The organism is Rhizobium sp. R711 (genome assembly GCF_002211365.1).
Lineage (GTDB): Bacteria > Pseudomonadota > Alphaproteobacteria > Rhizobiales > Rhizobiaceae > Rhizobium.
On record NZ_LOKZ01000012.1, the window covers coordinates 52904 to 78399 of the forward strand.

At 60.6% G+C, this 25496-nt stretch carries 25 protein-coding genes; 10 read left to right on the top strand and 15 right to left on the bottom strand.

What is annotated here, in order from left to right:
* Positions 1 to 2: 2 nt before the first annotated feature.
* Genes sdhA through sdhC form a run of 3 tightly spaced genes read right to left on the bottom strand, consistent with a single transcriptional unit; the run spans position 3 to position 2639 of the window.
* Complete coding sequence (sdhA, locus tag ATY80_RS13675; RefSeq protein WP_088692950.1) at positions 3 to 1844, bottom strand: succinate dehydrogenase flavoprotein subunit; 1842 nt, start codon at positions 1842 to 1844, stop codon at positions 3 to 5.
* A gap of 7 nt (positions 1845 to 1851) precedes the next feature.
* Entirely contained in the window at positions 1852 to 2232 is a 381-nt protein-coding gene (gene sdhD / locus ATY80_RS13680) for a succinate dehydrogenase, hydrophobic membrane anchor protein (RefSeq protein ID WP_088692951.1), read from the bottom strand.
* A gap of 11 nt (positions 2233 to 2243) precedes the next feature.
* The gene (gene sdhC / locus ATY80_RS13685; protein WP_088692952.1) at positions 2244 to 2639 is read right to left on the bottom strand and encodes a succinate dehydrogenase, cytochrome b556 subunit; all 396 of its coding nucleotides are present in this window, start codon (positions 2637 to 2639) and stop codon (positions 2244 to 2246) included.
* 312 nt (positions 2640 to 2951) lie between these two features.
* Here sdhC and ATY80_RS13690 point away from each other — a divergent pair, with 312 nt between their 5' ends.
* Positions 2952 to 3479: a hypothetical protein gene (locus ATY80_RS13690; RefSeq protein ID WP_088692953.1), complete on the top strand. Its 528-nt coding sequence runs from the start codon at positions 2952 to 2954 to the stop codon at positions 3477 to 3479.
* Here ATY80_RS13690 and ATY80_RS13695 read toward each other — a convergent pair.
* Genes ATY80_RS13695 through tsaD form a run of 5 tightly spaced genes read right to left on the bottom strand, consistent with a single transcriptional unit; the run spans position 3469 to position 6939 of the window.
* Positions 3469 to 4116, bottom strand: a complete 648-nt coding sequence (locus ATY80_RS13695) for a methyltransferase (protein WP_088692954.1) — start codon at positions 4114 to 4116, stop codon at positions 3469 to 3471. The genes ATY80_RS13690 and ATY80_RS13695 overlap by 11 nt on opposite strands.
* Before the next feature lie 7 nt (positions 4117 to 4123).
* Complete coding sequence (locus ATY80_RS13700; RefSeq protein ID WP_088693229.1) at positions 4124 to 4555, bottom strand: EVE domain-containing protein; 432 nt, start codon at positions 4553 to 4555, stop codon at positions 4124 to 4126.
* 2 nt (positions 4556 to 4557) lie between these two features.
* The gene (locus ATY80_RS13705) at positions 4558 to 4851 is read right to left on the bottom strand and encodes a YciI-like protein (protein WP_088692955.1); all 294 of its coding nucleotides are present in this window, start codon (positions 4849 to 4851) and stop codon (positions 4558 to 4560) included.
* Positions 4852 to 4861: 10 nt separating this feature from the next.
* Positions 4862 to 5845 (bottom strand): NAD(P)H-dependent glycerol-3-phosphate dehydrogenase, encoded by a 984-nt coding sequence (locus ATY80_RS13710; protein WP_088692956.1) that lies wholly within the window; start codon positions 5843 to 5845, stop codon positions 4862 to 4864.
* Positions 5842 to 6939 (bottom strand): tRNA (adenosine(37)-N6)-threonylcarbamoyltransferase complex transferase subunit TsaD, encoded by a 1098-nt coding sequence (gene tsaD, locus ATY80_RS13715; RefSeq protein ID WP_088692957.1) that lies wholly within the window; start codon positions 6937 to 6939, stop codon positions 5842 to 5844. Before tsaD ends, ATY80_RS13710 begins: the two co-directional genes overlap by 4 nt.
* 73 nt (positions 6940 to 7012) lie before the next feature.
* Between tsaD and hemC the strand changes: the two genes are divergently transcribed.
* From hemC to ATY80_RS13750, 7 genes are all read left to right on the top strand, one after another.
* Positions 7013 to 7942 (top strand): hydroxymethylbilane synthase, encoded by a 930-nt coding sequence (gene hemC / locus ATY80_RS13720; protein WP_088692958.1) that lies wholly within the window; start codon positions 7013 to 7015, stop codon positions 7940 to 7942.
* A gap of 7 nt (positions 7943 to 7949) precedes the next feature.
* Positions 7950 to 8657, top strand: a complete 708-nt coding sequence (locus tag ATY80_RS13725) for a uroporphyrinogen-III synthase (RefSeq protein WP_088692959.1) — start codon at positions 7950 to 7952, stop codon at positions 8655 to 8657.
* 89 nt (positions 8658 to 8746) lie between these two features.
* Positions 8747 to 9976 (top strand): COG4223 family protein, encoded by a 1230-nt coding sequence (locus ATY80_RS13730; RefSeq protein ID WP_088692960.1) that lies wholly within the window; start codon positions 8747 to 8749, stop codon positions 9974 to 9976.
* A 3-nt stretch (positions 9977 to 9979) separates the two neighbouring features.
* On the top strand, positions 9980 to 11572 hold the full coding sequence (locus ATY80_RS13735; RefSeq protein WP_088692961.1) for a heme biosynthesis protein HemY: 1593 nt from the start codon (positions 9980 to 9982) through the stop codon (positions 11570 to 11572).
* Positions 11573 to 11587: 15 nt separating this feature from the next.
* Positions 11588 to 12073: a TerB family tellurite resistance protein gene (locus ATY80_RS13740; protein WP_088692962.1), complete on the top strand. Its 486-nt coding sequence runs from the start codon at positions 11588 to 11590 to the stop codon at positions 12071 to 12073.
* Positions 12063 to 12821, top strand: a complete 759-nt coding sequence (locus ATY80_RS13745; RefSeq protein ID WP_088692963.1) for a glutamine amidotransferase — start codon at positions 12063 to 12065, stop codon at positions 12819 to 12821. The genes ATY80_RS13740 and ATY80_RS13745 overlap by 11 nt, the downstream gene beginning before the upstream one ends.
* Positions 12822 to 12971: 150 nt before the next feature.
* Positions 12972 to 13457 carry a RidA family protein gene (locus ATY80_RS13750; RefSeq protein ID WP_088692964.1) on the top strand — a complete coding sequence of 162 codons (486 nt, stop codon included), beginning with the start codon at positions 12972 to 12974 and terminating at the stop codon, positions 13455 to 13457.
* A 6-nt stretch (positions 13458 to 13463) separates the two neighbouring features.
* On the opposite strand, the gene ATY80_RS13755 is transcribed toward ATY80_RS13750, so the two are convergent.
* Positions 13464 to 14711 (bottom strand): MFS transporter, encoded by a 1248-nt coding sequence (locus tag ATY80_RS13755; RefSeq protein WP_088692965.1) that lies wholly within the window; start codon positions 14709 to 14711, stop codon positions 13464 to 13466.
* Positions 14712 to 14850: 139 nt separating this feature from the next.
* On the opposite strand from ATY80_RS13755, the gene ATY80_RS13760 reads away from it, so the two are divergent.
* Complete coding sequence (locus ATY80_RS13760) at positions 14851 to 15141, top strand: YggT family protein (RefSeq protein ID WP_016556606.1); 291 nt, start codon at positions 14851 to 14853, stop codon at positions 15139 to 15141.
* Positions 15138 to 15452 (top strand): DUF167 domain-containing protein, encoded by a 315-nt coding sequence (locus ATY80_RS13765; protein ID WP_088692966.1) that lies wholly within the window; start codon positions 15138 to 15140, stop codon positions 15450 to 15452. The genes ATY80_RS13760 and ATY80_RS13765 overlap by 4 nt, the downstream gene beginning before the upstream one ends.
* Here ATY80_RS13765 and ppa read toward each other — a convergent pair whose 3' ends face one another.
* The 6 genes from ppa to ATY80_RS13795 all read right to left on the bottom strand — a co-directional run bounded on the left by ppa (position 15453) and on the right by ATY80_RS13795 (position 25342).
* Positions 15453 to 15989 (bottom strand): inorganic diphosphatase, encoded by a 537-nt coding sequence (ppa, locus tag ATY80_RS13770; protein WP_088692967.1) that lies wholly within the window; start codon positions 15987 to 15989, stop codon positions 15453 to 15455. It lies immediately after the preceding gene.
* Positions 15990 to 16101: 112 nt separating this feature from the next.
* Positions 16102 to 18753, bottom strand: coding sequence for an AMP-binding protein (locus ATY80_RS13775; RefSeq protein WP_088692968.1), 2652 nt, complete (start codon positions 18751 to 18753; stop codon positions 16102 to 16104).
* Between the two features lie 137 nt (positions 18754 to 18890).
* Positions 18891 to 19397 (bottom strand): GNAT family N-acetyltransferase, encoded by a 507-nt coding sequence (locus ATY80_RS13780; protein ID WP_088692969.1) that lies wholly within the window; start codon positions 19395 to 19397, stop codon positions 18891 to 18893.
* 202 nt (positions 19398 to 19599) lie between these two features.
* Positions 19600 to 21417 (bottom strand): translational GTPase TypA, encoded by a 1818-nt coding sequence (gene typA, locus ATY80_RS13785; protein WP_088692970.1) that lies wholly within the window; start codon positions 21415 to 21417, stop codon positions 19600 to 19602.
* Positions 21418 to 21541: 124 nt separating this feature from the next.
* The gene (locus tag ATY80_RS13790) at positions 21542 to 23122 is read right to left on the bottom strand and encodes an alkaline phosphatase D family protein (protein WP_088692971.1); all 1581 of its coding nucleotides are present in this window, start codon (positions 23120 to 23122) and stop codon (positions 21542 to 21544) included.
* Positions 23123 to 23254: 132 nt separating this feature from the next.
* On the bottom strand, positions 23255 to 25342 hold the full coding sequence (locus tag ATY80_RS13795; protein WP_088693230.1) for a M3 family metallopeptidase: 2088 nt from the start codon (positions 25340 to 25342) through the stop codon (positions 23255 to 23257).
* Positions 25343 to 25496: the final 154 nt, after the last annotated feature.

Consider the following 25496-nt stretch of genomic DNA (forward strand, 5'->3'; position numbering starts at 1 on the left):
TCTTAGTACACGCGAGCCTTGGGCGCGATCTTCTTGGGATCGATACCCTCTGCGATGAGCTCGGTGTGCACCGGGCGGTAGTCGAGCTTGACGTCGCCTGACTCGTTGACCCAGGCGAGCGTGTGCTTGCGCCAGTTGACGTCGTCGCGGCCAGCGAATGCGCCTTCCGTGTAGTCTTCGCGGGCGTGAGAACCGCGGCTCTCCTTGCGGGCTTCGGCGCCGTAGATCGTGGTGATGGCGTTGGCCATCAGGTTCTGCAGTTCCAGTGTCTCGACGAGGTCGGAATTCCAGATCATCGAGCGGTCGGTGACCTTGATGTCACGCATCTCCTGCCAGATGGCCGAAATGCGCTTGCAGCCCGATTCCAGCGATTCCTGCGTACGGAACACGGCGGCGTCTTCCTGCATGGCGCGCTGCATTTTCTCGCGCAGCACGGCTGTCGGCGTGCCGCCGCTGGCGTTACGCAGGCTGTCGAAGCGATCCATGATCTTGTCGCAGGCAGCGACGTTCAGATGCGGCACCGGTGCCGCGCGGTCGATGACCTCGCCGGCGCGGATCGCGGCCGCCCGACCGAAGACCACGAGGTCGATCAGCGAGTTGGAGCCGAGGCGGTTGGCGCCGTGCACCGAGGCGCAACCAGCTTCACCGACCGCCATCAGGCCTGGGATGATGCGTTCCGGATTGGAGCTGTCGGCGTTCAGCACTTCGCCCCAATAGTTCGTGGGAATGCCACCCATGTTGTAGTGAACGGTCGGCAGCACCGGGATCGGCTCTCGCGTCACGTCGACGCCGGCGAAGATCTTCGCGCTCTCGGAAATCCCCGGCAGGCGCTCGTGCAGAACGGCCGGATCGAGATGGTCGAGATGCAGGAAGATGTGGTCCTTGTTCTTGCCAACGCCGCGGCCTTCGCGGATCTCAAGCGTCATGCAGCGCGAAACGACGTCGCGCGAGGCAAGATCCTTGGCCGAAGGGGCGTAGCGTTCCATGAAGCGCTCGCCCTCGGAATTCACGAGGTAACCACCTTCGCCACGCGCGCCTTCGGTGATCAGACAGCCGGAGCCGTAGATGCCGGTCGGGTGGAACTGCACGAATTCCATGTCCTGCAGGGGCAGCCCGGCACGTGCCACCATGCCGCCACCATCGCCGGTGCAGGTGTGCGCCGACGTCGCCGAGAAGTAGGCGCGGCCATAGCCACCGGTCGCCAGCACTACCATCTTGGCGGCGAAGCGATGGATCGTGCCGTCATCGAGGCACCAGGCGACGACGCCGGTGCAGCGGCTACCGTCATCTGACATGATCAGGTCGAGCGCGAAATACTCGATGAAGAACTCGGCGTTGTTGCGCAGCGACTGGCCATAGAGCGTGTGCAGGATGGCGTGGCCGGTACGGTCGGCAACGGCGCAGGTGCGCTGGACCGGCGGGCCTTCGCCGAAGTTCTGCATGTGGCCGCCGAACGGGCGCTGGTAGATCTTGCCTTCCTCGTTACGCGAGAAGGGAACGCCGTAGTGCTCAAGCTCATAGACCGCCTTCGGCGCTTCCATGGTGAGATACTGCATGGCGTCGACGTCGCCGAGCCAGTCGGAACCCTTGACGGTGTCGTAGAGGTGCCACTGCCAGCTGTCCGGCGTCATGTTCTGCAGCGAGGCGGCGATGCCTCCCTGGGCCGCGACCGTGTGCGAGCGGGTCGGGAATACCTTGGTGATGCAGGCGGTGCGGAAACCCTGTTCGGCCATCCCAAGCGTGGCGCGAAGGCCAGCGCCGCCAGCGCCAACGACGATCACATCATACGAGTGATCAACGTACTTGTAGGCCTTCCCATTCTGAGCGGGTGAAGTCGGTGCCATGATACGGTTATCCTACGAATGCAATTTTCAGAATGGCGAAGAGACAGAGCCCCGCCATCAGGATCGAAAAGAAGGTGTTCAGCATCAACAGGCCGATCTTGGCGAATTCGCCGTGAACGTAGTCCTCGATGATGACCTGCATGCCGAGCCGCATGTGGATGACGCCGGAAACGACCATCAAGCCCATGATAACCGCAACGAGCGGGTTCGACAGCGCGTGAACCACGTCGGCGTATGGCTCGCCTGCGTGAACGATCATGAAGATGATGAAGAAGAGAAAAAGCGGCACATTGGCAACCGCCGTGACGCGCTGGCGCCAGAAATGATCGGTTCCTTCCTTGGCCGAGCCAAGGCCGCGAACCTTACCCAGAGGGGTGCGCATATCCATGAGAACAACCTTCAGAAACGAATAAGGAAGCCGATCACCCAGACCAGCACGGTCAGACAGAGCGATATGACGATGGAAGCCTGGGCCATCTTGGTCGAGACTTCTTTGTCGAAGCCGTAGCCGAGATCCCAGACGAAGTGACGGAAGCCACCAACCATATGGTGCAGCAATGCCCAGGTATAACCGAGCAGTACGAGCTTGCCGACGATACTGCCGAGGATCCAATTGACCCAATCATAGTAGGCCTGGCCAGTCGCAGCCGCGATCAGCCACCAGGCGACCAGCAGCGTGCCCACGTAGAGTGCGCCACCGGTGATACGGTGAACGATCGACATGATCATGGTGGGGATTGGTTTGTAAATTTGCAAATGCGGCGACAGGGGCCGATTATTTGTCACATTCGCCATCAGAACCTCGCGGCGTCTTCTCTGCGCTCCTACATGCGGGAGCATTCAAGGCGACCACACGAATGACAAATTTGTTTGTGTGCGTCGCATCAATGGCGACGTTTAATCACGTAAGCCCCTAACGACAAGTATAATTGCACCCCCAATTTAATTTAATCGATTTGCGTCTCTGGGTGGCGCGAACTGTGCTTGACGCCCCGGCTGGTGCTCGATGCAGGCGGCACACTGCGACGTCTTCTGGACAACGGACGACTTTTGGCGCATTTTGCTGTTAACGCTTTGTTAACCATCTCATTTTCGGAGATTCGCGCGATGCTGAAAATCATCTCCACGCTCGTGTCCCTCGCAGCTGCCGCTTTGATCGCGCTGCCGACCTCGGCGGACGATTTCGGCAGGAATTCGTTCTTTCGCCACGGTGGCAAGGGATTCATGAGGCACCATGCGCCTACAATCGTCGGGCGTCCCTTTCGTGGATGGAACGATGGACGCATCCGTTTCTCGGATGGATACGGTGGGCCCGGCCATCGCCCCGGTTACACGCCTCTGATCAAGCGCGCTTCATTTCCGTATCGCGGCAGCAATGGCTATGGATATGGCTATGGCGGACGCAATGTCATCGTCCTCGTTCAACCACCGCAGGGCGGAGGCGTCAGCGGCACCTATGCGGGCTCGTCGTACGCCTACGATACCAATGGTGGGACGTATGTGACCGCTAGTGGCTATAGTTTCCCTGGTTCCAGACCAAGCGTAGCGCTTGCGCCAATGGCCAAGGTGATCGACGTCACGACAAAGAGCAGCAGTTGCTCTTACGAGGCCGGCGTCTGTGTGATCAGGCCGTGAAACGCCAAACGGTCGTTTTCTTCACCTCGCTGTCTTCAAGCGCCCGGGTGACCGGAACCTGATAGACCGCGCAGAATTCCAGGTTCTCCTTGGGAAGGTAACTGCGTCCCGGGTCGCCGATCAGGACGGCGAGGCCCTGGCGGCTGAGCGTCTCGAACCATGGAATGATGGCAGAGGCAAAATCGCTGTCGTAGAAGACATCGCCGGCGAGCAGAATATCGGTCTCGACCTTGCCGCCGATCAAATCGGCACCGGTGAAGTCCACCTCGACCTTGTTCAGGCCAGCATTCAGCCGCACAGCGGTCTCGGTCCACGGATCGATATCGGCAGCAACGACTTTGGCCGCTCCCGCCATCTTTGCCGCAATCGCCACGAGGCCGGAACCTGTGGCGAAATCAAGAACGCGCTTGCCGGCAACGATATCAGGATTGTCGAGTATGTACCGCGCCAAACCCTGACCGCCCGCCCAGGCGAACGCCCAGAAGGGCGGCGGCAGGCCGATTTCCGCCAGCTCCTCTTCCGTTTTCAGCCACAGGTCATGGGCTTCGTCCGCCAAGTGCAATCGAATTTCCGGCACATGCGGCGGCGTCATCACGCTGGTATTAGCGCGGATGAAGATTTCGGGATCGGTTTTCAACGACTGCTCAGCGGGGTGGATTGTCGAGGCCGCCCAAGCGGCAGATCTCCAGATACTCCTCATCCGTTACCGGCTGCACCGACAGGCGCATGGAGGTGACGAGCGACATCTTGGCGAACTTTTCGTTGGCCTTGATGTCCTTCAATGAAACCGGCTTGGGCACGTCGCAGACGGCACGTATATCGACACAGTCCCAGCGGTCGTCGCCCTTGGCGGTCGAGTCCGGATGCGACAGAGCGCAGACCTCGACGATACCGACGATCTCGAGACCCTCATTGGAGTGGTAGAAAAACCCCTTGTCGCCCAGCTGCATCGCCCGCATGTTGTTGCGGGCAAGATAGTTCCGGACACCGGTCCATTCCGTGCCCTTCTCGCCGGCCGCCTTTTGCTGCTCCCAGGACCAGGCAGACGGTTCAGATTTGTAGAGCCAATGCGCCACGCTCATGCCTCCGGATTGTTGAAGACCCAATTGAAGGGCTTGATGTCGACGCTCTCGAAAAGCCCGGCCTTGGTGTAGGGATCGTTGTCCGCCAGCGCTTTGGCTGCTTCGATCGTATCGGCATGAATGATGACGAGGCTGCCGCACGGCTTGCCCTCGCCATCGAGAAACGGTCCGGCCATCTTCAGCACACCCTCGGCATTGAGCTTGTTGAGATGTTCCACGTGGGCGGGCCGTGCCTCCATGCGGACATTGAGGTGATCGGGCTTATCCTTGCAGAGGAGAGCAAAAAGCATATCGGAACTCCTATTCAGTCGTAATCGGACGCGTCATGAGCTGATCGATGGCTTCGGCAATACCGAGCTTACCTTCGATGATAGCCGAAACTGCATCGGTAATCGGCATGCTGACGTTGAGCGACTGCGCCAGACGTGACGCCACTGCTGCCGCAAAAGCGCCCTCGACGAGGTCGCCATGGGCGGGATTGACGGTCTCGCCGCGACCGAGCGCAATGCCGAAGCGCAGGTTGCGCGACTGATGGCTGGTCGCCGTCAACACTAGGTCGCCGAGGCCAGAGAGCCCTCGCACCGTATCCGCCTGCCCGCCTTTGGCGACGACAAAGCGCGACATTTCGGCAAGTCCGCGCGCAATCAGCGCCGCTCGTGCAGAGTCGCCGATACCGGCCCCCTCGACGATGCCGCAGGCAATCGCCAAAACGTTCTTCAGCGCTCCGCCGAGCTGGACGCCGATCCGGTCAGACGAGGCATAGAGCCGGAACGTCCGCCCGGAAATCGCATGGGCCAGCCTTTCGGCGACATCCATATCCGCCGCGGCGATTGCCATCGCCGTCGGCAATCCCTTCGCGATATCGGCAGCAAAGCCGGGTCCGGACAACACAGCGATCGCGTGGCCGGGTATTTCGCGCTCCAGCATGTCGGTCAGCAGGTTGCCGGTTGCCCGCTCGATGCCCTTGGCACAGGTGACAACAATGGCATTGCTTGCGAGATAAGGCTGGTACTGCCTCGCTGCGTCCGCTTGCGCCTGCGAGGGCATCGCGAAGAGCACGATGTCGGCATCACCGATCGCGTCCGGTTCGGCGGAAAAGTCTAGCGACTCCGGCAACGCAATGCCCGGCAAGGCGGCGCCATGCCGATGCTCGGCCTTCAGGTCGGCGATCAGCTCCGGGTCTCGGCCGATAAGCGTTACCGCATTGCTCTCCGTCAGGGCAATCACTGCGGCAAGCGCCGTTCCGAAAGCTCCAGCTCCGACGACGGCAATCTTTTCGCTCATGCTTTCGCTCCACGCTTGCCGAAGCCAAGCAACGTCTCGGCATTGGAATCCAGTGGCCAGCGCGAGCGCGGCTGCACATCGAGGTCATCCGGCTCGACGTCGGTTGCCATTCGCTCCAGACCTGCCCAGGCAATCATCACAGCGTTATCCGTGCACAAATGCAGCGGCGGCGCTACGAAACGAAAGCCATGCTTGTCGCACAGCGACTGCAAGGTACTGCGAACCTCCAGATTGGCCGCGACCCCACCGGCAACCACCAGGGCCGGTCCGCCTTCGACATTTCGGAACTCCGCCTTGAAGCGCGCGAGCCCGCGACCGATGCGATCCTTCAGCGTTCGTGAGATCGCCTTCTGGAAGGAGGCGCAGATGTCCGCGACATCCTGCTCGGTCAATGGCGCGATCTCGGTTGCCGCCTGACGCACGGCTGTCTTCAGACCGGAAAACGAGAAATTGAGCTTCGCCTCCCCGACCAGAGGTCGCGGAAAATTGAAGCGGTCCGGGTTACCGCTCTTGGCCGCGCGCTCAACCGCCGGCCCGCCAGGATAAGGCAAGCTCAGCAATTTCGCCGTCTTGTCGAAGGCTTCGCCGAGCGCATCGTCGATCGTCGTACCCCAACGCTCGTATTGCCCGACGCCGCGCACGAGAATAAGCTGGGTGTGGCCGCCGGACACGAGTAGCATCAGGTAGGGAAATGCAAGCCCATCCGTCAGCCGCGCCGTCAACGCGTGCCCTTCGAGGTGGTTGACGGCATAGAGCGGTTTTCCGGACGCCTTGGCGATCGCCTTACCGGTCATCAGGCCGACGAGCAGGCCACCGATAAGGCCCGGCCCCGAGGTTGCCGCGATGGCATCGATATCGGAGAGCGACACATTGGCGCGTTTCAAGGCTTCATCGATCAGCGTGTCGAGAGCCTCGACATGGGCGCGGGCGGCGATCTCGGGTACAACACCGCCATAAGCGCTGTGCTCCTCGAGCTGGCTCAAGACGACGTCCGAACGCACCGTCGGCTGCCCGTCGACAGCTCGCTCGACCACTGCCGCTGCGGTTTCGTCGCAGCTTGTTTCGATGCCGAGGATGCGTAGAAAGGGCGCCATGAAACCTGATCGTTGATTGCGATGGGTCTTAAACCTGTTTACGAGGAACTCCGGTAACAACGGATCAATGCGGATGCAAACAAAACCTTTCCGGATCGGCACTCGAGGCAGCCCGCTGGCGCTCGCTCAGGCTCACGAAGCACGTGACAGGCTGATGGCGGCGCATGGGCTGCCGGAAGAGATGTTCGAAGTCGTCGTGCTGAGCACCAAGGGCGATCGTATCACCGACCGCTCACTGGCCGAGATCGGCGGCAAGGGACTTTTCACGGAAGAGTTGGAGCAGCAGCTTGCGAGCGGCGACCTCGACATTGCCGTGCATTCCGCCAAGGACATGCCGACACAGCTTCCCGAGGGGCTCTGTCTGTCCGCCTACCTGCCGCGCGAGGATGTCCGCGACGCGGTGATCGGGCGCACAGCGCCAAAGCTGATCGACCTGCCTCATGGCGCGACTGTCGGCTCCTCGTCGCTTCGCCGCCAGGCGCTGATCCGCCGGATGCGTCCTGATATCAACGTCATTACCTTCCGTGGCCTCGTCGATACGCGGCTTAGAAAGCTGCAGGAAGGCCAGGTCGATGCGACGCTGCTTGCGCTCGCCGGATTGAAACGGCTCGGCAAGGTCGAGGTGATAACCGATATCCTCGCCGCGGAAACCTTTCCGCCCGCACCCGCTCAAGGTGCGATCTGCATAGAAAGCCGTATTGGTGATGCCCGCATCGACGCGCTCCTTGCTCCCATCAATGATACCGCAACCTTCGATGCCGTTTCCTGCGAGCGGGCCTTCCTCGCCGCCTTGGACGGCTCCTGCCGCACGCCGATCGCCGGTTACGCCGTCTGCGAAGGTGACCAGGTGCGCTTCTCTGGTTTGATCATCACGCCGGACGGCCGTAACCAGCATGCCGTTACCGTCGATGGCCACAGGCGCGATGCGGCGGCATTGGGAACCCGTGCCGGGCAGGAGATCCGCGCGCGCGCCGGCAGCAGCTTCTTCGACGACTGGAGTTGATGTCTCGATGCGCGTGCTCGTGACCCGTCCTCGACATTCGGGCGAGCGCACCGCCAGGCGTCTTCGCGACCTGGGACACGAACCGATATTGCTGCCCCTGTCACGACCGGTTCACGATGCAAATGCGGCGTTGCGCGGTTTGCGTATGACCAAGGGCACTATCGCGATCACCAGCGCCGAAGCGATCAGGGCACTCGCAAAGCCTGACGTCGAGCTAGCTACCCATCTCAAACGCCCGGTCTTTGCGGTCGGGGATGCGACGGCCGAAGAAGCGCGAGCGATCGGTTTTATCTCCGTCACGGCATCGGGCGGCAGCGGCACCGAGCTTGCCGAGACGATCGCGAAAAAGGCAGGCGGCCCGGTTCTCTATCTCGCCGGCTCGCCGAGAGCGGAGACCTTCGAGAAGCGCGCGCACGAAATCGGCCTGAAGATCACCGTCTCGGAATGCTACCGGATGGAGCCGACACCGATCGCCCCACAAACGCTGGACACGATCTTTGAGCAGCAACCGCCGGATGCAATCCTCTTTTATTCACGCCAAACAGCCGAAAATTTCTTCCGCGCGGCCGAAGTGCGGATGCGGTCAGGCCGGACAGATGGAATACGTCTTCTCTGCCTCAGCAAATCGGTTGCCGAAGGGGTCCCGGCATCGCTGCGGGGCACCGTCAGCATCGCTGTGATGCCGGAGGAGAGCAGCCTTTTGTCGCTCCTTTGAACGCCTTGTGCGCCCAAATTTTATCTAACCTCTTTTCTTGACTGGCATCACTGACTAGTTTCGTTGCAATGCATAAGTAAGAGGATCTCATGGCACCAGGAAATCCGCCTCGCCACTCGAAGAACACCGAAGAGCCGGTCACAATCGATCTGGATACGCAGGAATTTGCTTCTGCCAAGGATACCGAAACGAAAGCCGAGGAGCCGACTGGCGCATCGGATGTGAGCCCTGCGGATGAGCCTCCGGCGCAACCCGAATTGACCAGCGAGCCGTTGCCTAACGAAACGCCAAAGGCTGCTGCCGAACCCGAGCTCGCGACGAATGAGTCGGTTTTGCCAGCGTCGCCCGCCCCGCAGCGCAGCAACACATCGGGCCTGATCGCCGCCGGTATTGTCGGCGGCTTGATCGCGCTTGTCGGTGCAGGCGCCATTCAATATGCGGGCTACCTGCCGGGTTCGTCCACGCCCGAGACACCATCCGCCGAGATCGCCAATTTCTCCGCCGAGATCGACGGCCTCAAGCAATCGGTCGCCAATCTCGCCGCTACCCCCGCTACGTCCGATAACGGTGCGCTGGAACAGCGCATTGCAGCGTTGGAGGCGACGGCAAAGACCTCGCCCGCTGTGCCCGCCGACACAACCTCGGTCGACGCTCTCAATCAGAAGATTGCCGACCTGACCGCCCAGATCGATCAGTTGCGTGGCGCCGTCACGCAAGCCTCGGAGCAAAAAACCTCCAATAACGCGGATATCGAGCAACGTCTGGCTGAAGCGGAAAAGAAGCTCAACGAACCGCGGCAGGACGTCGCCGTCGCCAAGGCCATCGCCGCCGCCGCGTTGAAGGCGGCGATCGATCGCGGCGGGCCGTTCGTTGCCGAGCTCGACACCTTTGCGGGGGTCTCGCCCGATGATCCTGCCACCGCGGATCTGCGCAATTTCGCGGAGACCGGCGTTCCCTCGCGCGCCGAGCTTGTCCGACAGGTGCCGGACGTCGCAACGGCTATCGTCGATTCCATCAATCAGACCGATGCCAACCAGAGTTGGTCCGACCGGTTGATGGCGAGCGCCAAGTCGCTGGTGACGGTCCGCCCCGTTGGTAACATTGAGGGTGAGAGCGTCGAGGCGATCGCCGCACGCATGGAAGACAAGGTGAAGAATGGCGACTTGCCGGGCGCCGCAGCCGAATGGGCCGATCTGCCGGCTCAGGCGAAACAGGCATCCGCCGCCTTCAAGCAATCGCTGGAAGCCCGCATCCGCGTCGAGGATCTCGTGGGCAGTGCCCTATCCAAGGCCGTTTCCAATGCCGGCAAGGAGGGCTGAGGCATGATCAGGCTCGTCATATTCGCCGTCCTCGTCCTCGTACTTGGCTATGGATTTTCTTGGCTGGCCGATCGCCCGGGCGATCTTTCATTGATCTGGGAAGGGCAACTCTACCAAACCCGTCTGATCGTGGCCGCAAGCGCCCTGATCGCACTCATTGCGGTCGTGATGATCCTGTGGTGGCTGCTGCGGACAATCTGGAATTCGCCCTATTCGGTTAGCCGCTATTTTCGTGCCCGCAAGCGCGATCGCGGCTATCAGGCGCTGTCGACCGGCCTGATTGCAGCAGGCGCCGGCAATGCACTGTTGGCCCGCAAGATGGCCGCCCGCTCGCGCGGCTTGATTCGCGCCGACCAGGAGCCACTGATCGCGCTCCTCGAGGCACAGGCCGCGTTGATCGAGGGCCGTCACGACGAAGCCCGCGCCAAGTTCGAAGAGATGACCAACGATCCGGAAACTCGTGAACTGGGTTTGCGCGGCCTGTATCTCGAAGCCAAGCGGCTGGGCGCCAATGAGGCCGCGCGCCAATATGCGGAAAAGGCCGCGGACAACGCACCCTATTTGCCGTGGGCCGCCCAGGCAACGCTCGAGTATCGCAGTCAGGCCGGTCGCTGGGATGATGCGATCCGCCTGCTGGAGCAGCAAAAGGCGGGTCGTGTCATCGAAAAGGCCGAGGCTGACAGGCTTCGTGCCGTTTTGCTGACGGCTCGCGCCACCGAGAAACTCGAGAGCGATCCGGCAGGCGCGCGCGATGATGCCACGTATGCCCTCAAGCTCGCCGCCGACTTCGAACCCGCCGCAATCATCGCCGCCAAGGCGCTGTTCCGCGAAGACAAGCTGCGCAAGGCGGCATCCGTCCTTGAACAGGCGTGGAAGTCCGCGCCGCACCCGGACATCGGCCGCACCTATGTTCGCGCCCGCAGCGGCGATTCTGCTGCCGACCGCCTCAAGCGCGCCGAGCGTCTGGAGGGAATGCGGCCAAACAACGTCGAATCCCTGCTTCTCGTGGCGCAGGCCGCTCTCGACACTCAGGATTTTGCCAAGGCCCGCGCCAAGGCGGAAGCCGCTGCCCGTATCGAGCCACGCGAAGCCGCCTTCCTGCTGCTGGCCGATATCGAGGAGGCCGAAACCGGCGATCAGGGCCGCATTCGCCATTGGCTAGCGCAGGCGCTCAAGGCGCCGCGCGATCCGGCATGGGTGGCGGATGGCTTCGTTTCCGACAAATGGTTACCGCTCTCGCCGGTCACCGGTCGATTGGATGCCTTTGTCTGGAAGGCACCGTTCGACCATGTCGATAAGACGGTCGATGAGAGCACAACGATCTCCATCGACAGCGCATTGAAAACACTGCCGCCCGTCCGCGATGGTCGCACCGAACGCATGGCCAGCGATCACCGCATCATCGAACTGGAGCGAGCTGCCACGATAGCCGAGGCAGTGCGTCCATCTTCGAAACCGCCGGCGCCCAGCAAGCAAGCGGCGGACGCAGCAACTTCACCCGAACCGCGCCCCTTCTTTGGCGGCCTGCCGGACGATCCCGGTGTTCGCAATCCAGCGGCAGAGCCAGAACCCAAGACACGGCTTCGCCTTTTCTAGACAAACAGGATCTAAATGTTCGAACGCTTCCAGGAATTCTTTCAGAATCTGACTTCCGACAATGCAAAGAAAGGTTTCGCGCCCGACGATCCACGCATCGCGGTGGCCGCGCTCTGCATGCAGGTCATGGAGGCGGACGGGCAGGTCAAGGACAGCGAGACAAAGCGGCTTCGCAAGCTGCTGAAAGACCAGTACGGGCTCGACCGCAAGCAACTCGATGCACTGATGGCCGCTGGCCAGGAGGCGGAAAGCGATGCTGTCGACTACTACCGCTTCACCTCGGATCTCAAGCGCCACCTCAACACGGAACAGAGGCTCGAACTGATCGGGATCCTCTGGGACATCGTGTATGCCGATGGCGAGCGCAGCGAGATGGAGGATGACGCGATCTGGCGCATCGCCGAACTTCTCGGTGTTTCCGCGCGCGAGCGGATCCAGAAGCGGCAGGAAGCAGCCCGCCGAGTCACAGACGTCGAGGTGGTACAGGACGATGCCGACTGACCGCTTGCCAGAGCCCGGCCAACCTCCGGTCCTGATTGTTCTGCATCAGGAGCACTCGAGCCCTGGCCGGGTCGGTCAACTGCTGGTCGAGAAGGGGTATCGGCTCGATATCCGGCGCCCGGTTCTTGGCGATAAGCTTCCCTCGACGCTTGCCGAACATGCGGGCGCCGTCGTCTTCGGCGGACCAATGAGCGCCAATGATACGGATGATTTCGTCAAGACGGAGATCAATTGGCTCGATGTGCCGCTAAGGGAAAAACGCCCGCTGCTCGGCATCTGCCTTGGCGCACAGATGCTGGTCAGGCAACTCGGCGGCAAGGTTCAGGCGAATGCCGATGGTTCCACCGAGATCGGTTGGTATCCGCTACGCCCGACCGAGAAAGGCCGTCTGCTGATGCACTGGCCGAGGATGGTTTATCATTTTCACCGCGAAGGCTTTGACCTGCCGCATGGCGCGGAGTTGCTGGCGGAAGGCGACACCTATCCCAATCAGGCCTTTCGCTATGACGGCCATGCCTGGGGTCTGCAGTTCCATGCCGAGCTGACACGCGCGATGATGCACCGCTGGGTGGTTCATGGCGCGCATCGCTTCATCCTTCCGAACGCGCAGCAGGGTCGCGAACATCTGGAAGGGCGCATGCTATTCGACGCGCCGCTGAAAGCATGGTTGAACGAGTTCCTCGATATTGTTTTCGAGGGCAAGACGTCCAAATCCTTCGCAACATCCAAAGCCGCCCTTCCCGCTTAGCAACGTGCGCCCTGCACCGCGTCGTGCTAGAATCGCATGCACTGCCACTCTGGCGATACTCACCAGCAAGAATGCGTTCCGATCCGAGATGAGATCTTGGAATTGCCGTGCCCGAACAGTGACGACCAAAGCTATTTCCGGAGGAGTTCCATGGCTAACTACGAGCAGAGACTTGCCGCGATGGGATTGGTTCTACCGCAACCCCTGAAACTGCCTTCCAACATGGTCCTTCCATTTCCCTGGGTGAATGTGCGCGGCAATCGCGCATTCGTGTCCGGCCATGGTCCGCAAAATACCGATGGCACGCCCGCCGGCCCGTTTGGAGCCGTCGGCGAGAACATCTCCATTGAGGAGGCCAAGGCATCTGCTCGGAAAGTAGCTCTTTCCATGTTGGGCAGCCTGAAGCGGGAGTTGGGCAGTCTCGATCGCATTACCGGTTGGTGCCGCGTGTTCGGTATGGTGAATTGCGCGCCGCGCTTTGCCAATCCGCCAGCCGTAATCAACGGTTTCACCGAACTGATCATTGAGGTGTTCGGACCGGAGGTTGGCAGTCACTCCCGATCCGCGATCGGCGTTGCCGGTCTGCCGCTGAACTTTCCAGTCGAAATCGAAGCGGAGCTCATCGTCTCTACCTGAAGGCCGTTACACCGGCTCTCGGCGCTCCGGCGCAGCAAGCGTGTCGATTCTGCGCAGCTTCGGGAAGCTCGTTGCCCAGATCGCCGCCACGGCAAGTGTTCCGATGCCGCCGATGACAACAGCAGGCACGGCACCGAAAATGGAAGCCATCGTGCCCGCTCGAAATTCGCCGAGTTCGTTGGAAGCACCCACGAAGACCATGTTGACGGCATTGACCCGGCCACGCAATTCGTCCGGCGTCCAAAGGGCGATCAGGCTCTCCCGCACATAGACGGATATCATATCGGCCGCACCCATGATGGCCAGAGCTGCGATTGACAGTTCCGTGCTGGTCGAGAACCCGAATACGATCGTGCCGATGCCGAACAGGGCGACGCCGATGAACATCGCAATGCCCGCACTATGCTTGAGGGGATAGGCAGCGAGAAAAATCGCCATGGCGATCGCGCCGACGCCCGGCGCCGAGCGTAGTAGGCCGAGCCCCCAGGGGCCGAGCGTCAGGATATCGCGCGCGAAGATCGGCATCAGTGCCGTCGCCCCACCAAGCAGCACCGCGAAGAGATCGAGCGAGATGGCGCCGAGCACGACTTTTTCGACACGGATGAAGCGGAAGCCACCGAGGATCATATCCCAGCTCTTGGCTTCGCCGGTCGTCTTCTGCGGCGGCTTGGGGATCATATAGAGCAGTGCGGCGCCAAGGGCGGCGAAGACGACAGCGACGGTGTAAGCCGCATGCGGGCTGACGCCATAGAGGAGACCACCAAGAACGGGCCCTGTGATCGCCGCGAGCTGCCACGAAGACGAATTCCAGGCGATGGCATTCGACAAATCCTGCGGCGGCACCAGGTTCGGCGCCAGCGATTGCACTGCGGGCGACATGAAGGCGCGCTCGATGCCGAAAACCAGCAGAACGGCAAATACAGGTAACGGCGAGAACGTGCCCGTTATCGTCATCAACAGCAGGGCCAGCGTACACAAGGCGCTGACGAGCGAGCAGATGGCGGCGATCACACGTCGGTTATGCCGGTCGGCAACGGACCCCGTAACAAGAATCAGGACCAGCGACGGCAGAAATTGCACGAGGCCAATCAGGCCGAGATAGATCGCGCTGCCAGTCTGGTCGTACATCTGCCAGCCAACCGCGACACTGACGATCTGCTGCGAAAAGGATAGGAGAAATCGCGCGAAAAAGAACCGGGTGTAAGACGGATGCCGGAACGCGGCAAAACGATCTCCGGTTGGCGAAAAGGACATGGAAGTTTTCCAGGACAACAAGCCAGACGCCAACGCACGACGCCGCTGTTAAACATGATTTACAACGCGTTTCGAGAGAGCACTTGCCCGTTTAGTCGCCAATGTCTACATGTCTGTCAACAACGAACTGGAGACGGCAATGCTTGCGCTTTTTCAAACCATTGATTTGGCGTTGAATCTCTACACTTGGGTGCTGATCGCCAGCGCCATCTTTTCTTGGCTGTACGCGTTCAACGTAATCAACTCCAGCAATCAGTTCGTCAATTCGGTCGGCATGTTCCTCTACAACGTGACCGAACCGCTGCTGCGACCGATCCGCCGCGTGCTGCCGAACCTCGGCGGCATCGATATCTCGCCAATCATCCTGCTGCTGATCATCTTCTTCGTGCGCTCGCTGATGTGGAATTCGATCTTCCCGCTGGTGGCATGAACTGGCCCTGGGCCGCATTCACCGACCATATAGCTCTGACGGTTCGTTTGACGCCAAATGGCGGACGCGATGCAATCGACAGCGTGGAGACGGACGCCGAGGGCAAGCCCCACCTCAAAGTCAGAGTGACTGCCGTTCCTGAGAAGGGCAAGGCGAACAAGGCGTTGGTAACACTGCTGGCCAAGTCGCTTGGCGTCGCAAAGTCGTCGGTCAGCCTCGCCTCAGGCGAAACCTCGCGTAAAAAAATCCTCCGGATCGATGGCGACCCGGAGGATTTGATCAGGAAACTGAAAGCCCTTATCGAGAACTGATCAGGCCTTGTCCTTCTTGTAGCGTTCGATCGCCTCAAGGATCAGCTGTCCGGCTTCCTTTGAGTCACCCCAACCGTAGATCTTCACCCACTTGCCGGGCTCGAGATCCTTATAGTGTTCGAAGAAGTGCTCGATCTGCTTCAGCGTGATCTCCGGAAGATCGGTGTGGTCCTTCACCTTCTCATAGCGCAGCGTCAGCTTTGGCGACGGCACGGCGATGATCTTCTCGTCCTTGCCGGAATTGTCTTCCATCTTGAGAACGCCGATCGGGCGCACGTTGATAACGCAGCCCGGAACCAGCGGACGCGTGCTGGCGATCAGGACGTCGATCGGATCGCCGTCTTCGGAAAGCGTGTGCGGCACGAAGCCGTAATTGCCCGGATAGGTCATCGGCGTATAGAGGAAACGATCGACAACGAGCGTACCGGCTTCCTTGTCCATCTCGTACTTGATCGGGTGGCCGCCAACGGGCACCTCAACGATTACGTTGACATCTTCCGGCGGGTTCTTGCCGATGGAAATCGCGTCAATGCGCATAGAGCTTCCCTCTAAGGTTAAGTCGATGGTTGCCAGATACTGGGAATCATCCCGCAACGCAACACGCCAGTGCGGATTTCAGGTCCGCCTGCGGGCGTCGACAAGCCACCCCTCAAGACGACACACGACTTCCGTGTTGGTCGTGAGCAAGGGTCGTGCCGGACCCGAGCAGCGTCACTTGTTGGCTCAAGGGAATGTGGCGGAGGTGACGACCGAGTTGCCTCAGCCCTTTCCACAAGTGGTGGCCAAGCATCATTCGACGCTGCAGCCGGTAGGTAAGTATGCCGGTCACCAAGCCGGATGCTACCGAGATCGCGACCGGCAGCGGCGCCGTGAAGGTCTCGGGATTACCGGTATCAAACAAGGCTTCAGGCAGGATGCGATGCAGCAGGTAGATGTGATAGCTCGCGGTTGCGATCGAAACGAGGACGGCAGCCAGCGGCGCCGGCAGCCTCACCCGAGGCAGATAGAGAAGTACCGCAAGCACCGGCACCTGCATGCTGTAAAGGATCCATGAACCCGCCCAGTTTCCGCCTGTATAGGCCATGAGCGGCATGACCACGCATCCAGCGGCGATTACGGCAAGCCGTCTTCCCGCGGAATTCGCAAAAGCCGTGCACCATCCGAAAACCGCAAGGTGCAGCACCCAGGCAAGAGTGAATATCTGCCTTTGGCCAACTGGCCAAAGCGCTGGGATAACAAAGTGTGCGAGCACTGCAAGAGCCAGCAGCAGCATGCCGAAGCGGAACGGATCCTTCCCGGCGAAACGCCGAACGGGCGGCACGACAAACAGAGCGCCCCAAAGCAGCAACAACTGCGCAAAGGCTTCCACGAACCAGTAAAGATAAGGCAGCATCTCGTGCCGCTCTGGCTGCGCGAAGCCGAGGTTTCCAACAAGAAACACGGAGGCCCACGGCATTGCGCCCCAGGCAACACTGAAACCGAAAATGACCAGGTAGTAGGGCCAGAGAACGAGACCAAGCGGTCGCAAAAAGCGCCTGAGGTCACCGGCGAAAAGCGCACGGGATTGAAAGCGTGCGAGCCCGTATCCGCACAGCACGAGCATTGTTCCGGCACCACCCGGAATGGGCCACGGCGTCGCATGGTGCAGCACGACCAATAGAATGGCGATCGATTTCAAGAGAATATCGCTGGCGATCGTTCGCTGGGCGCTCGTCGAATGCGATCGAGCCGAAAGAGCACCGACACTCATCTTTTCCCAACCATCCGGTACCGTGCCGAGCAGCCGCTCGAGACCGACCGTAAGCTCGAGATAACGCAGCGAATCTCCGCCAAGCTCTGCAAAGCTGTCCTGGGGCGACACTTGCTGGGGGAAAAACACCTCGCGAAACAGGCTGATGACCGTTGCTTTCGCGCGCGCCGGCTCCTCTTCCATGCGCAAGCGGAGTTGTTCGTAGTCGATCTTGCCGTTGGTCAGCCGTGGCAGTTCCTTAGTGGCGATTGCGCGCACCTGCGGCAAGCCGATACCCGCAAGCACCGCCAGCGCCTCACGAACGTCTTCCTCAGCTTGCGGACCCGCAAAGGCCACAAGCAGTTGCTGGTCATTGCCAACGACAGCGGCTGTAATACCCTTCACACCCAGCGCCGTTTCCAACGCATCGTGACCGAGACGGACACCGCCAATCTTAGACATCCGTCGCAGGCGGCCCGTGATTCGAAACAGCCCGTTCTTATCGTGCGTGGCCAGATCGCCGGTCCGAAGCTCCTCGATATCAGCGCCCCCCGCCAGATCTTGGCGCGTCTCGGCGTAACCGAGCATCACGTTTGGTCCGCGATAGACGAGTTCACCGGCAATATCCGAGCCCGTGATCCTCATGCCCTCGTCGTCAACCAACCACAGTTCACCGCCCGGCACCGCAACCCCGATCCGATCAGCACTCCCTGGCAGGTGCTCAGGGGGGACATAGGCAATTCGCGCCGTGGCCTCTGTCTGCCCGTACATCGCAAAGAAGCGCTGTCCTTCGCCCTGCAGCCAGCCATGATAGCGTCGGACGGTCTCCGGCTCCATGCGTCCTCCGGCAACTGTCATGAAGCGAAGATCAGGATAGCTCTGTTCGCGAAATCCACGTTGCTCCAGAAGCTCGTAGGAATGCGGAACACCTGCGAAATTCGTGCATCGCGCCGCCCGGAAATCATCCAGGAATGTCGGCTCGAGGACCGATGTCCCGGGCATCCAGACGGCGGCACCGACCGCTAGGTGGGAATTGAGCACCGACAATCCGTAGGAGTAATGAAGCGGCAGGACCAGCGCGCCGATATCGCCCGCGTGCAGGCCAAGATAGCCGGCGATCTGCTCTGCATTGGCGGCGACGGCCGTCTTCGACAGTCTCACGGCCTTGCCGCTGCCCGTGCTGCCTGATGTTACCAGCATCAGGGCGAGGTCAGGATGCACGGCCGCGTCACTGGAACTGTGGTTTGCTTCCATCAACCGCCAGCGCCCGCCTTCGCGGCGGTAGACGATCTCAGGCGCAAATCGCTCCATGAAGGACGACCACGCCATGCCATCCTCGGGCGGCAGCAACGCGACGGCGTGCCCGCCAGCAAAGGCTGCGAGATAGGCAATGATCGGATGCTCGGATTGTGCGGCCTCGATCGCGACGAGTCTCTTGCTCGTGCCCAACGCACCGCTTAGCGACGCAACACGATCGGCGAGTTCACTGTACGTGATTGAAGGTCGAAACGGCAGCAACAGGGCCGGCCTATCGCCCATGCGGTCGATACGCGTCCAAAAGCCGTCCAACATACTTGTTCCCCCACGCGGATCAAAAGCATGAGGCGCGACTTATATAAGTTGAATATGATTTGCAAGTTTTCGCGACAGACAAAACGCTGTCAGGCAAGCCAATTCCGGTGAAAAAACCTAGCTCAAAGCTCGGCGCTTCAACCCCAGATGAAACCGATTTTCTTCAGCTGCTTTTGGTCGAAAGTTTCCATGCCCTCGCAATAGTCGACGCCGCCGTGGCTGCGATAGAACTGCGCGCCAGTCTCGTTTTCCTCGAGGCACCAGACAACCAGTCCGTTGCAGCCGAGCGACTTCAAAAGCCGTCTGGCCTCACCAAAAAGCATGTGTCCGAGGCCAATCCCTTGGTATTCCGGCCGAAGATAGAGCTCGTAGATCTCGCCTTCCTGCGGCAGGGCACGGGCGCGATTGAGGCCGAGCGTTGCATAGCCTGCGACCGTACCAGCGACGTCGAGAACGAGCAGCGTAGCGGGCCCGCGGGTAGCCTTGCGCCACCAATTCTCGCCGCGACGCTCGATCATCTGCCGCAATGCACGATGCGGAATGATCCCCGCATAGGTGTGCTGCCACGCAAGCCGATGCACTTCCGATATGGCTCGGGAATCGTGCGGTTCGGCCCGCCGAACATCGATCGACAACGTCTTCATAGCGCTTACTCTGGTCCCATTGTCGGCAATTAACCATACACGCACGGCGCATTCAGGCCTTTTGCCCACAGACTTAACATGTGGACGACAGCTGAAATTTAACGCTTATTTAACTATTGCGACAAGCCGGATTCGACGCGGCACACAATAAAAAACCCCGGCACGATGGCCGGGGTTAAGGGACTTCAAGACGCTTGGATGCTCAGGCCATTTTCGCCTTGGCGAAGCGCTTGCGGTCATTCGCGTCAAGATACATCTTGCGCAGACGGATCGACTTCGGCGTCACTTCCATCAACTCGTCGTCCTGGATCCAGGAGAGCGCGCGGTCGAGCGTCATGCGGATCGGCGGCGTCAGCTTGACGGCTTCGTCCTTGCCGGCGGCGCGGATGTTGGTCAGCTGCTTGCCCTTCAAGACGTTGACCTCGAGGTCGTTGTCGCGGGAGTGGATGCCGATGATCATGCCCATGTAGACCTTTTCGCCGGGCTCGATCATCATCGGGCCGCGATCTTCCAGGTTGAACATGGCATAGGCCACGGCTTCGCCAGCAGCGTTTGCCAAGAGAACGCCGTTCGTACGGCCGCCGATTTCACCCTTGTAGGGCTGGTAGTCCTTGAACAGACGGTTCATCACGGCGGTGCCGCGCGTATCGGTCAGCAGTTCCGACTGGTAGCCGATCAGGCCGCGGGTCGGTGCGTTGAACACCAGGCGAACGCGGTTGCCGCCCGAAGGACGCAGCTCGGTCATCTCAGCCTTGCGCTCGGACATCTTCTGCACGACGACGCCGGAATGCTCTTCATCAACGTCGATGACGACTTCTTCGATCGGCTCCATCAGCTGGTCGTTCTCGTCTCGGTGCATGACGACGCGCGGACGCGACACGGCCAGTTCGAAGCCTTCGCGGCGCATGGTTTCGATCAGAACCGCAAGCTGCAATTCGCCGCGGCCGGAGACGTAGAACGAATCCTTGCCTTCGGCTTCTTCGATCTTGAGAGCGACGTTGCCTTCGGCTTCCTTGTAGAGACGGTCGCGGATGACGCGCGAGGTGACCTTGTCGCCTTCGGTACCGGCCAGCGGGCTGTCGTTGACGATGAAGGACATGGTGACGGTCGGCGGGTCGATCGGCTGCGCGGTCAGTGCCTCTGTCACGGCCGGATCACAGAAGGTGTCGGCAACCGTGCCCTTGGAGAGGCCGGCGATCGCGACGATATCACCTGCATGCGCTTCGTCGATCGAGGTGCGTTCGATGCCGCGGAACGCGAGGATCTTCGAGATGCGGCCGTTTTCGATCAACTTGCCATCCTGGCCAAGAACCTTAACGGCCTGGTTCGGCTTGATCGAGCCGGAATTAATGCGGCCGGTGATAATGCGGCCGAGGAATGGGTTGGCTTCGAGGATCGTGCCGATCATCGTGAACGGGCCCTCGTGGACGGTCGGCTCGGGAACATGCTTGAGCACGAGGTCGAGAAGCGGCGTAAGACCCTGATCCTTCGGGCCCTCCGGATTGACGTTCATCCAACCATCGCGGCCCGAACCGTAGAGGATCGGGAAATCGAGCTGTTCGTCTGTTGCGTCGAGGTTCGCGAAGAGGTCGAAGACCTCGTTAATGACCTCTTCGTGGCGACCATCCGGACGGTCGATCTTGTTGATCGCGACGATCGGGCGGAGGCCGACCTTCAGCGCCTTCGACACGACGAACTTCGTCTGCGGCATCGGGCCTTCCGACGAGTCGACCAGAACGATCGCACCGTCCACCATCGAGAGAATACGCTCGACTTCGCCACCGAAATCGGCGTGGCCAGGGGTGTCGACGATGTTGATGCGGACACCCTTCCACTCGACCGAGGTCGCCTTGGCAAGAATCGTGATGCCGCGTTCCTTTTCCAGATCGTTGGAGTCCATGACGCGTTCTGCGACGCGCTGGTTCTCGCGGAACGAGCCGGACTGTTTCAGGAGCTCGTCAACCAGTGTCGTCTTGCCATGGTCAACGTGCGCGATAATCGCGATATTGCGAAGTGCCATATGTCTGTATCTCTGAGGCTGGGGCGCCGCGCTGGGAGAAGGCGCCAATTTCATTTGGGCGGCTCATACAGTGTTTTTCGCGTTTGCGAAAGGGGGAAAGCCGGATTGCCTGCCATGCATGACGTCAACTCGATATCTGCGGGTCAAGCGTCATCCGCCACAGTTCAGTATCGTTCCGGTCCATCAGCCTCACGGTCAGTTGCTCGGTCTGCCCATCGATGTCGACGAGCCCAAAGAACTGCATGCCGGCCGACGGCGGCAAGTTCTGCTCCGCGCCACCGGGCGCTGCTTCCATGAACTTCACCTGTGGCCCGAAGGTCATGTCGAGTTGCTGCGGACCGTAGGTACCGGAATGAAGGGGACCGGCAACGAATTCCCAGAACGGCAGGAATTCGTGGAATTTGGCCTTTTCGGGGTCGTAGTAGTGCGCGGCCGTATAGTGCACATCAGCTGTCAGCCAGATCATGTTGAAGATGCCGGCATCGCGGATGAAGCGTAGCAGATCGGCAAATTCCAATTCGCGGCCAAGCGGGGCGCCATTGTCGCCGTTGGAGATCGACTCGCTGCCGGTCCGGTGGCCGTAATCATCCCAGATCACCAGCCCGATCGGCAAATCGCAGGCAATCACCTTCCAGGTCGCCGTCGAGCGCACCAGCTCGCGCTTCAGCCACGCCACTTGACGCTCGCCCAACAGACGGGAGGCATCGGAGACGGTGGCATCACCGCCATGGCCGTTGGGTCCGCGATAAGAGCGCAGGTCGACGAAGAAGAGGTCGAGCAGCGGCCCGTATGAAACCTTGCGGTAGATCCGGCCCGGCTCATCGGCGACATAGCGGATGGGAGTCATCTCGTGAAACGCCCGGCTGGCGTGACCAGCGAGCGCCGAAACGGACTTTTCGGTGTAGCGGTCGTCGTCGCGCAGGTCCGTCGAGGGCGACCAGTTGTTCAAGACCTCGTGGTCATCCCATTGATAAAAGACCGGACAGACGGCATTGAGCGCCTTCACATGCTCATCGAGCAGGTTATAGGACCATTGCCCGCGAAACTGCTCCAGCGTCTGGGCGATCTCGCGCTTTGCGTCGGTGACGATCCTGTTCTTCCAAACTCCCCCGTCTCGCAACCTGATCTCGTCGGGCATGGGATTGTCGGCATAGATCGTGTCACCGGAATGGATCATGAAGTCCGGGCGATGGTAGGCGATCGTCGCATAGGTGCGCATGCCGTCATCGTCGATGCCCCATCCCTGCCCGGCCGTATCGCCCGACCACGCGAACCGGATGCTACGCTTGCCCACCGATGCCGTGCGAAACTGCCCTTGGATTGGCTCGGACAAATCATTGATGTCCTGCAGGTTAGCCGCACAGAAGCGGTAAAATATCTCCTGATCGGGCGGGAGATCCCGAAGCAGCAGCTTTCCGGCAAGACCGGTTTGCGGCGTGACGTCTATCGGCGCTATGCGCACCGCATTGGCGAACCTGTCGCTCGTTGAATACTCGACAGCGAGTCGCGCCGGCCGGTCCACCTGCGTCCAAATCACGCCGGAACTCGCATCGACGTCGCCGGATTGCACACCATACGTGAAGAGCGGTCGGCCGGAAGAGCCCCGCGCATAATAGGGCATCGCCAGCCCTGCCACCGCAAATCCGCCGACCGCGCCCATTGATGAGAGAAAGCATCGGCGGGTCGTCGTCTCGGTCAATTTCATGCCATGGCGTATCCGGCTTGCGGGAATGGAAGAGATTCTCCCGCACCGACCCTACCGCGGCCGTCATGTCATCATCTTGAAGATGGCATGACGGTTTTTCGAAACTTCGACGACAGTTTTGTTGCGATCGCCTCAAGCATCACTGCCGGACAGTTCTTCGAAGGTCGCTAGACCCTTCTTCACCAGCATGGCATCCGGGCTCGGCAGCTTGCCTCGGAAAGCCTTGTAGGCGTCCTCGGGATCGACCGCGCCGCCGACGGAATAGATGTTATCCTTGAGCTTGCCGGCCATCTCGCGATGGAACGCGTCACCAGTTTCCTCAAAGGCGGCAAAGGCATCGGCATCGAGAACCTCGGACCACATGTAGGAATAGTAGCCGGCTGAATAACCGCCGGAGAAGATGTGCTGGAAGTGCGGCGAGGCATGACGCATGACGATCGACTTCGGCATGCCGAGCTCCGACAACACCTCGGCCTGTACCGCCATCGGATCCTCGACCTTGTCGCGAGTGTGGAACGCCATGTCGACGACCGCGGACGAGGTAAACTCGACCGTATTGAAGCCGGAATTGAACGTCCGCGCCGCCAGAACCTTGTCGAGCAGGGCCTGCGGCATTGGCTCGCCGGTTTCAAAGTGCACGGCATATTGCTTCAGGATCGCAGGCACCGTCAGCCAGTGCTCGTAAAGCTGCGACGGCAGCTCAACGAAATCGCGTGAGACACCCGTGCCCGAAACCGAGGGGTAGGTGACGTTTGACAGCATCCCGTGCAGCGCATGGCCGAACTCGTGGAACAGCGTGCGCGCGTCATCGAGCGACAGTAGCGCCGGCTTGCCCTCGGCGGGCTTCGCGAAGTTGCAGACATTGTAGATGATCGGCAATTCGCCATTGCGGCCGTTCTTCAACGGCAGCTTGTGCTGCGACTGGAAAGAGCTCATCCAGGCGCCCGAGCGCTTCGAGCTGCGGGCGAAATAATCGCCGAGGAAGAGCGCGACCAGCCTGTCTTCGCGATCGCGGATCTCGAAGACGCGGACATCGGGATGGTAGGCTGGAACGCCCTTCTTCTCGACGGCGCGAATGCCGAATAGCCGGCCAGCGACATCGAAGCAGGCATCGATGATCTTCTCAAGCTGCAGATAAGGCTTCAGCTCCGCCTCGGAGAAATTGAACCGCTGCGCCCGGATCTTCTCGGCATAATGCCGCCAATCCCAGGGCATGACGTCGTGGTTCTTGCCTTCGTCGGCGATCAAATTGGCGATATCCGCCTCTTCCTCGCCGGCACGCTTGACCGCCTTCGCCCATACCTCCCGAAGCAGGTGGTTCACGGCTTCAGGCGTCTTTGCCATTGTATTGTCGAGCTTCAATTCAGCGAAGTTGCCGTAACCGAGGAGCTTTGCCACCTCGTCGCGGAGCGCAAGCGTATCCCTGATAATGCCGCGATTGTCAGTGGCGCCATCGTTCTCGCCGCGCGCAACCCAGGCCTTAAAGGCCTGTTCCCGCAGGTCCCGCCGCTCCGAGAAGGTTAGGAACGGTTCGATGATCGAGCGTGACAGGGTCACGGCAAACTTGCCCTCTTCGCCACGCTCGCGCGCAGCCGCCGCCATCGCATCCTTCAGAAATTCCGGAATGCCGTCGAGATCCGGACCGTCGGAAAGGATCATCGCCCAGCTCTTCTCGTCGGCAAGCACGTTCTGACCGAACTGGGTACCAAGGCCAGCAAGCTTCTCGTTGATCCCCGCAAGCTTCTCCTGCTCGGGCTTCGGCAGCTTCGCGCCCGATTTGACGAAGCCCTTCCAGTGCCGCTCCAGCACCCGCGTCTGCTCCAGCGTCAAACCGAGGCTTTCGCGCGCTTCCCACAAGGCGTCGATGCGCGCAAACAGCGCCGCATTCATGCCGATCTTGGAATAGTGGCGCGACATCTTCGGCGAGATATCCCGCTCCAGCGCCTGGATCATATCATTGGTATGCGCGCCCGCCCGGTTCCAGAACAATGCCGAAACGCGCGACAGCTCATCGCCCGCGATCTCGAGAGCAACCACGGTATTTTCGAATGTCGGCGCCTCGGGATTATCCGCGATCGCGTCGATCTCTTTCTCGTGCGCTGCGAGCGCTGCATCAAAGGCCGGAGCGAAGTCGCCATCATTGAGGGCATCGAAACGCGGCAGACCGTGGAGACCATTCCATTCGATAAGTGCCGGGTTGAATTCTGGTGTGGAAGGCATGCGGGGATCCTTTGTGGCAGGCAACTGAACAGGCAATATAGGGATGCGCATCCGCAATTGGTATCGCCGATCAAACGCTCATCTCCCGGCCGGACCGCGAAAAGTTCATGGCAAGAAATGATGCATAAGAATTAACTAATCGTTAACGATTGAC

Bases quoted from the DNA above. Each gene is read 5' to 3' on its own strand.
- ATY80_RS13730 (WP_088692960.1), top strand. From the start codon at position 8,747: ATGGCACCAGGAAATCCGCCTCGCCACTCGAAGAACACCGAAGAGCCG.
- ppa (WP_088692967.1), bottom strand. From the start codon at position 15,989: ATGCGCATTGACGCGATTTCCATCGGCAAGAACCCGCCGGAAGATGTC.
- sdhC (WP_088692952.1), bottom strand. From the start codon at position 2,639: ATGGCGAATGTGACAAATAATCGGCCCCTGTCGCCGCATTTGCAAATT.
- ATY80_RS13790 (WP_088692971.1), bottom strand. From the start codon at position 23,122: ATGAAATTGACCGAGACGACGACCCGCCGATGCTTTCTCTCATCAATG.
- ATY80_RS13705 (WP_088692955.1), bottom strand. From the start codon at position 4,851: ATGCTTTTTGCTCTCCTCTGCAAGGATAAGCCCGATCACCTCAATGTC.
- tsaD (WP_088692957.1), bottom strand. From the start codon at position 6,939: ATGGCGCCCTTTCTACGCATCCTCGGCATCGAAACAAGCTGCGACGAA.
- sdhD (WP_088692951.1), bottom strand. From the start codon at position 2,232: ATGGATATGCGCACCCCTCTGGGTAAGGTTCGCGGCCTTGGCTCGGCC.
- typA (WP_088692970.1), bottom strand. From the start codon at position 21,417: ATGGCACTTCGCAATATCGCGATTATCGCGCACGTTGACCATGGCAAG.
- ATY80_RS13765 (WP_088692966.1), top strand. From the start codon at position 15,138: ATGAACTGGCCCTGGGCCGCATTCACCGACCATATAGCTCTGACGGTT.
- ATY80_RS13795 (WP_088693230.1), bottom strand. From the start codon at position 25,342: ATGCCTTCCACACCAGAATTCAACCCGGCACTTATCGAATGGAATGGT.
- ATY80_RS13780 (WP_088692969.1), bottom strand. From the start codon at position 19,397: ATGAAGACGTTGTCGATCGATGTTCGGCGGGCCGAACCGCACGATTCC.
- ATY80_RS13735 (WP_088692961.1), top strand. From the start codon at position 9,980: ATGATCAGGCTCGTCATATTCGCCGTCCTCGTCCTCGTACTTGGCTAT.
- ATY80_RS13745 (WP_088692963.1), top strand. From the start codon at position 12,063: ATGCCGACTGACCGCTTGCCAGAGCCCGGCCAACCTCCGGTCCTGATT.
- ATY80_RS13775 (WP_088692968.1), bottom strand. From the start codon at position 18,753: ATGTTGGACGGCTTTTGGACGCGTATCGACCGCATGGGCGATAGGCCG.
- ATY80_RS13750 (WP_088692964.1), top strand. From the start codon at position 12,972: ATGGCTAACTACGAGCAGAGACTTGCCGCGATGGGATTGGTTCTACCG.
- ATY80_RS13690 (WP_088692953.1), top strand. From the start codon at position 2,952: ATGCTGAAAATCATCTCCACGCTCGTGTCCCTCGCAGCTGCCGCTTTG.
- sdhA (WP_088692950.1), bottom strand. From the start codon at position 1,844: ATGGCACCGACTTCACCCGCTCAGAATGGGAAGGCCTACAAGTACGTT.
- ATY80_RS13740 (WP_088692962.1), top strand. From the start codon at position 11,588: ATGTTCGAACGCTTCCAGGAATTCTTTCAGAATCTGACTTCCGACAAT.
- ATY80_RS13725 (WP_088692959.1), top strand. From the start codon at position 7,950: ATGCGCGTGCTCGTGACCCGTCCTCGACATTCGGGCGAGCGCACCGCC.
- ATY80_RS13710 (WP_088692956.1), bottom strand. From the start codon at position 5,845: ATGAGCGAAAAGATTGCCGTCGTCGGAGCTGGAGCTTTCGGAACGGCG.
- hemC (WP_088692958.1), top strand. From the start codon at position 7,013: ATGCAAACAAAACCTTTCCGGATCGGCACTCGAGGCAGCCCGCTGGCG.
- ATY80_RS13755 (WP_088692965.1), bottom strand. From the start codon at position 14,711: ATGTCCTTTTCGCCAACCGGAGATCGTTTTGCCGCGTTCCGGCATCCG.
- ATY80_RS13760 (WP_016556606.1), top strand. From the start codon at position 14,851: ATGCTTGCGCTTTTTCAAACCATTGATTTGGCGTTGAATCTCTACACT.